Origin of the sequence: Actinomadura fibrosa (genome assembly GCF_900659615.1) — a bacterium.
GTDB lineage: Bacteria > Actinomycetota > Actinomycetes > Streptosporangiales > Streptosporangiaceae > Spirillospora > Spirillospora fibrosa.
The window spans coordinates 1-5,708 of the sequence record NZ_CAACUY010000396.1 but is presented as its reverse complement, the minus strand read 5'-3'; the positions used below and the strand labels follow the sequence as shown (position 1 = coordinate 5,708).

The following is a 5,708-nucleotide window of genomic DNA, read 5'->3' as shown; positions in this document are numbered from 1 at the left end:
GCGGCGTTCTGGCTCGCCCTCGCGCTGGGCGCGGTCGCACTGGTTCCGGCCCTGCTGCTGCCCCGCGCGGGCCGGCGCGCCGGCACCGCGTCCGGGACGCCCGGGACGCCCGGTTCAGCCGCCTGACCTCCTCACCCCAGGTCCCGGTCCTCGATCACGAGGACCGGGCCCGCCGTCCCGCCGCCCATGTCGAGCGCCGCCGCGGCGACGACGCCGTAGGCCAGGTGCGGGATCGCGTCCGACAGCCAGTCGGACGCGGACCACTCGCGCGGATCGGTGAGGCCGAGCAGCGTCATCGGCGCGGACGAGCCGGCCATGGCGAGCCCGGTCAGCGCCAGCGCCGCGACGGGACGCGGGAGGCGGCCGGGCACGAGCAGCGCGTAGCAGGCCGCGGCGCCGATGCCGGTCGCGAGCCCGAGCAGCGGCCCGAGCCCCGCCTTCCGGTTCTCGGCCTCCTCCCCCTCCCCGAGGTCCACTCCGGCGGCGCCGGCGAGGCGCTCGACGCTCTGCTCGGGCGTGCTGCTCGCCGGACGGCCGCGCAGCGCCATGTCGAGATAGGTCGCGGCGTTCAGCGCGGTGGTCCCCGCGGCACCGGCGACCATCCCGCGGATCAGCCTGTTCATGCCGGTCCGGTACCCGCCGCCCGGGACGTCATGCCGTTTCCTGGATGCGGCGCCGCGGAGCTCCTACACTCGTCCCACATGATCAGAAGCATCGGCATCGCCCTCCTGGTCGGCGGGACCGCGGGCCTCGGCGGGGCCGCCGCCGTGCCCGCCGGCGCCGCCACCGGCGATCTGGCCGCGGACCTCGACGCCATCCTGAAGGACGGGCGGCTCACCGGCGCCACCGTGGACGCCGTCGTCCGCGACGCCGGGACCGGTCGCTCCCTCTACGATCGCAACGGCGCCGGGCCGGTCATGCCGGCGTCCAACAACAAGCTCCAGACCTCGTCGGCCGCGTTCGACATCCTCGGCACCGGCTACCGGTTCCGGACGGCGGTCCTCGTCAAGGGCCGGAACCTGTACCTCAGGGGCACCGGCGACACGACGATGCGGGCCGCCGAGTACGACCGGCTCGCCGCCGCCGTCGCCGCGCGGGGCATCAAGAAGGTCGGCGGCGACCTCGTCGCGGACGACACCTGGTTCGACGCGAAGCGCACCCCCGACGGCTGGGACCCGACGGACCTCCAGTACGCGTACGCGGGGCAGACGTCCGCGCTCACCATCTCGCCGAACGACACCTTCGACGCGGGCTCGGTCAAGGTGTCCGTCGCCCCGGGCGCCGCCGGCGCGCCGGTGAAGGTGGGCCTGTCCCCCGCCACCGGCGTGGTGAAGATCGACAACAGGGCGACGACGGGCCCGGCCGGGTCCGCGTCGACGCTGGCGGTGAACCGGGCGAACGGCGGCAACACGATCGTCGTCACCGGCTCCCTCCCGGCCGGCGCGCCCGCCGCCGAGGTCCTCCGCACCGTCGAGAACCCGACGCTGTACGCGGCGGACGTGTTCCGGCGCGCGCTGAAGGCCCACGGCGTCCGGGTGTCGGGCGCCACCGAGCGCGGCCGGACGCCCGCCGGGGCGAAGCAGGTCGCCGCGCGCACCTCGATGCCGCTGTCGAAGCTCGCCGTCCCGTTCCTGAAGCTGAGCAACAACGTCATCGCCGAGACGCTCGTCAAGGCGGTCGGCCGCAAGGCCGCGGGCAAGGGGACGTGGGCGGCGGGGCTGCCCGCCATCCGCACCGACCTCAAGAAGCTCGGCGTGGACACCTCGCAGGTCGCGATGACGGACGGCTCGGGCCTCAACCGGTCCAACCGCACGACGTCCAGGCAGCTCAGCACCCTGCTGAGGAGCGTGCAGAAGCGGCCGTGGTTCCCCTCCTGGTACGCCGCGCTGCCCATCGCGGGCCGGACGGACCCGCTCGTGGGCGGCACCCTCGCCGCCCGGATGGGCGGCACCGCCGCGGCGGGCAACGTCCACGCCAAGACCGGCACGCTGACCGGGGTGTCCGCCCTCTCCGGCTACGTCACCGACCCGGACGGCCGCAAGCTGGTCTTCTCGGTCGTGCTCAACGGCTACTCCGGCCCCGCGCCGAAGGACATCGAGGACAAGATCGCCGTGCGTCTCGCGGGCGGCGCGAGCGCCACCGCCCTGCGCGCTCCCGCCGGGACGGCGCGGACCGGCGGCGGGAACCTCGAACCGACCTGGGTCGACGGCCTCCGTCCCTGACCTGGCACGACGGCCGACCCTGACCCGCCGGACGCCGGGTCGGGGTCGGCCGATGTCGCGTCAGGCGCTTTTGATCGGGACGGGCAGCCGCTCGGCGAGCTCGTCCACCGTGACGCCGAAGGTCTCCCGCACCGCCGCCCCGTCCGGGCCGACCTCGATGACGGCGACGTCGGTGTAGACCCGGCTGACGCAGCCGACGCCCGTCAGCGGGTAGGTGCACTCGGGGACGAGCTTGGACCGCCCCTGCTTGTCGAACAGCGTCATCATGACGAAGACCTGCTTGGCGCCGATCGCCAGGTCCATCGCGCCGCCGACGGCGGGGATGGCGCCGGCGGCGCCGGTGTGCCAGTTGGCCAGGTCCCCGGTGGCCGAGACCTGGAACGCGCCCAGCACGCACACGTCGAGGTGGCCGCCGCGCATCATGGCGAACGAGTCGGCGTGGTGGAAGTAGGACGCCCCGGGCAGCTCGGTCACCGGGACCTTGCCGGCGTTGGTGAGGTCGGGGTCGATCTGCTCGCCGGACGCGGCGGGGCCCATGTTGAGCATGCCGTTCTCGGTGTGCAGGACGATGCCCGCGCCCTCGGGGAGATGGTCGGCGACCTTGGTGGGGCGGCCGATGCCGAGGTTGACGTAGGAGCCGGCCGGGATGTCGCGGGCGACGACCGCGGCGAGCTCGTCGGGGTTGAGGGGCATGCTCAGCGCGCTCCTTGGACGGTGTAGTGCCGTGCCTCGACCCTGACGATCCGGTCGACGTAGATGCCGGGCGTCACGACGGCCTCCGGGTCGAGGTCCCCGGCGGGGACGATCTCGCCGACCTGCACGACCGTGCGCGCCGCCGCCGTGGCCATGACGGGGCCGAAGTTGCGCGCGGTCTTGCGGTAGACGAGGTTGCCCATGGTGTCGGCGCGGTGGGCGCTGATCAGCGCCACGTCGCCCCTGATCGGGTACTCCAGCACGTGGACGCGCCCGTCGATGGTCCGGGTCTCCTTGCCCTCGGCCAGCGGCGTGCCCACGCCCGTCGGGCAGTAGAAGGCGCCGATCCCGGCGCCGGCGGCGCGCATCCGCTCGGCGAGGTTGCCCTGCGGCACGACCTCCAGCTCGATCCTCCCTGCCCGGTAGAGCTCGTCGAAGACGTAGGAGTCGCTCTGCCGGGGGAAGGAGCAGATCACCTTCCGCACGCGTCCCGTCTTGAGCAGCGCCGCCAGCCCGACGTCGCCGTTGCCGGCGTTGTTGGACACGATCGTGAGGTCTCCGGCGCCCTGCCGGATCAGGGCGTCGACGAGGTCGAACGGCATCCCGGCCATGCCGAAGCCGCCGACCAGCACGGTGCTGCCGTCCTCGACGCCGCGGACGGCCTCGTCGGCGCTGTCGAGGATCTCGGTCCGGCTCACGCTCCCGCCTCCGTGTTCTCCAGGACGACGGCCAGTCCCTGCCCGACGCCGATGCAGATCGCCGCGACGCCCCAGCGCTCGCCGCGCTCCCGCAGCACCTTCGCCAGCGTGCCGAGGACGCGGCCCCCGCTGGCCCCGAGCGGGTGGCCGATCGCGATGGCGCCGCCCCGGGTGTTGACGATCTCCGGGTCGACGCCCCAGGCGTCGACGCAGACCAGCGACTGGACGGCGAACGCCTCGTTCAGCTCGACCGCGCCGACCCGGTCCCAGCCGATCCCGGCCCTCGCGAGGGCGCGCTCGGCGGCCTCGACCGGGGCGTATCCGAAGTCCTGCGGGTCGAGCGCGAAGGCCCCGCGCCCGGCGATGCGGGCCAGCGGGTCGGCTCCGATCCGGCCCGCGGCGGAGGCCGAGCCGAGCAGCAGGGCGGACGCGCCGTCGCTCAGCGGCGAGGCGTTGCCGGCGGTGATGGTCCCGTCCGCGCGGAAGCTCGGCTTGAGCCCGGCCAGCTTCTCCATCGAGGAGTCGGCGCGGACGCCCTCGTCGCGGTGCAGCCCCTCGACGGGGACGACCAGGTCGTCGTAGAAGCCGTCGTCCCAGGCCGCCGCCGCCAGCCGGTGGGAGCGCAGGGCGAACGCGTCCTGCCGCTCGCGGCCGACGGCGTACTTCTCGCCGAGTTGCTCGTTCGCCTCGCCCAGCGAGACGGTCCACTCCTCGGGCATGCGCGGGTTGACCAGCCGCCACCCGAGCGTGGTCGAGACCGCGGCGAGGTCGCCCGCCGGGAAGCCCTTGGCGGGCTTCGGCAGCACCCACGGCGCCCGCGTCATCGACTCGACCCCGCCGGCCAGGACCACGTCGGCGTCCCCGCTCTCGATCGTCCGGGATCCGATCATCGCGGCGTCGAGGCTGGAGCCGCACAGCCGGTTGACGGTCGTGCCCGGGACGCTGGTCGGCAGCCCGGCGAGCAGGGCCGCCATCCGGCCGACGTTGCGGTTCTCCTCGCCCGCGCCGTTCGCGTTGCCCCAGACGACCTCGCCGACCTCGGCGGGGTCCAGCCCGGGTGCCCGGTCCAGCAGCGCGGTGATCGCGCCCACCGCGAGGTCGTCCGGCCGCACGCCCGCCAGCGCGCCGTTGAACCGCCCGAACGGGGTCCTGACGGCCGCGTAGAGATAGGAGCTCATGACTCCGAGGTTAGGTGACCTGCCTTGATATAGTGAAGTATCAATATCCCGCCTAATTGAGACGCAGTGCATATGGATCTTCGCCAGCTGCGGTACTTCGTCGCCGTCGCCGAGGAGCTCCACTTCGGCCGGGCCGCCGAGCGGCTCACCATGGCCCAGCCGCCGCTGTCCCAGGCGATCCGCCGGCTGGAGAGCGACCTCGGCGTGGAACTGCTGCGCCGGACCACGCGGCGGGTCGACCTCACCGACGCGGGCCGCGCCTACCTGGCCCGGGCCCGCCGGATCCTCGACGAGGTGGACGGCGCGGCCCACGAGGCCCGCCGGGTCGCGGCCGGCGCGGTCGGCCGCCTCGCGCTCGGCTGCGTCGGCTCGGCGACCTACAGCCTCCTGCCCGCCCTCGCCCGCGGCCTGTCCCGCGAGCTGCCCGGCGTCGACTTCTCCTTCCGCGGCGAGATGCTGGTCCCCGACCAGGCCGCGGCCCTGCGCGCCGGCGGGATCGACCTCGCCCTCCTGCGGCCGCCGGTCGCCGACCCGGCGCTCACCGTCCTGCCGCTGCGCCGCGACCGGCTCGTCGTCGCCGTCCCCGCCGACCACGCGCTGGCCGCCCGGCGGCGGCTGCGGGTCGCCGACCTGCGGGACGCCGACCTCATCGTGCACTCCGCCGACCGCCGCTCGGTGATGTACGACGTGGTGCTCGGCCTGTTCCGCGACGCCGGCGTCGAGCCCCGGATCCGCCACGAGGTCGGCGAGACGTCCACGCTGGTGACCCTCGTCGCGGGCGGTCTCGGCGCGGCCGTCGTCCCCGAGCCGGTGACGGCCCTGGCGCTCGCCGGCGTCGCCTTCCGGCCGCTCGTCCGTCCCGCCGCGCGCGTCGACCTCGCGGTCGCCCACCGGGCGGGCCGCACCGAACCGCACCT

The 5,708-nt window shown here is 74.8% G+C and carries 6 protein-coding genes; 2 read left to right on the top strand and 4 right to left on the bottom strand.

The genetic code is table 11. The features are described from left to right. Positions 1-131 precede the first annotated feature (131 nt). Positions 132-623, bottom strand: a complete 492-nt coding sequence (locus E1300_RS47070; protein WP_207400406.1) for a hypothetical protein — start codon at positions 621-623, stop codon at positions 132-134. Positions 624-701: 78 nt separating this feature from the next. Between E1300_RS47070 and dacB the strand changes: the two genes are divergently transcribed. Continuing rightward, positions 702-2,222 (top strand): D-alanyl-D-alanine carboxypeptidase/D-alanyl-D-alanine endopeptidase, encoded by a 1,521-nt coding sequence (gene dacB / locus E1300_RS47065; RefSeq protein WP_207400405.1) that lies wholly within the window; start codon positions 702-704, stop codon positions 2,220-2,222. Positions 2,223-2,282: 60 nt separating this feature from the next. Here the strand turns inward: dacB and E1300_RS47060 are convergent, their stop codons facing one another. From E1300_RS47060 to E1300_RS47050, 3 genes are read right to left on the bottom strand one after another with little or no spacing between them, the layout of a single operon-like run. Continuing rightward, positions 2,283-2,915 (bottom strand): 3-oxoacid CoA-transferase subunit B, encoded by a 633-nt coding sequence (locus tag E1300_RS47060; protein ID WP_131763762.1) that lies wholly within the window; start codon positions 2,913-2,915, stop codon positions 2,283-2,285. 2 nt (positions 2,916-2,917) lie between these two features. Beyond that, entirely contained in the window at positions 2,918-3,613 is a 696-nt protein-coding gene (locus tag E1300_RS47055; protein WP_131763761.1) for a 3-oxoacid CoA-transferase subunit A, read from the bottom strand. Then, complete coding sequence (locus E1300_RS47050; protein ID WP_131763760.1) at positions 3,610-4,791, bottom strand: thiolase family protein; 1,182 nt, start codon at positions 4,789-4,791, stop codon at positions 3,610-3,612. The genes E1300_RS47055 and E1300_RS47050 overlap by 4 nt, the downstream gene beginning before the upstream one ends. A 72-nt stretch (positions 4,792-4,863) precedes the next feature. On the opposite strand from E1300_RS47050, the gene E1300_RS47045 reads away from it, so the two are divergent. Next, positions 4,864-5,708, top strand: an 845-nt coding sequence (locus tag E1300_RS47045; protein ID WP_131763759.1) for a LysR substrate-binding domain-containing protein, incomplete at its 3' end; no start/stop codon positions are given.

Bases quoted from the DNA above. Each gene is read 5' to 3' on its own strand.
- E1300_RS47060 (WP_131763762.1), bottom strand. From the start codon at position 2,915: ATGCCCCTCAACCCCGACGAGCTCGCCGCGGTCGTCGCCCGCGACATC.
- E1300_RS47050 (WP_131763760.1), bottom strand. From the start codon at position 4,791: ATGAGCTCCTATCTCTACGCGGCCGTCAGGACCCCGTTCGGGCGGTTC.
- dacB (WP_207400405.1), top strand. From the start codon at position 702: ATGATCAGAAGCATCGGCATCGCCCTCCTGGTCGGCGGGACCGCGGGC.
- E1300_RS47070 (WP_207400406.1), bottom strand. From the start codon at position 623: ATGAACAGGCTGATCCGCGGGATGGTCGCCGGTGCCGCGGGGACCACC.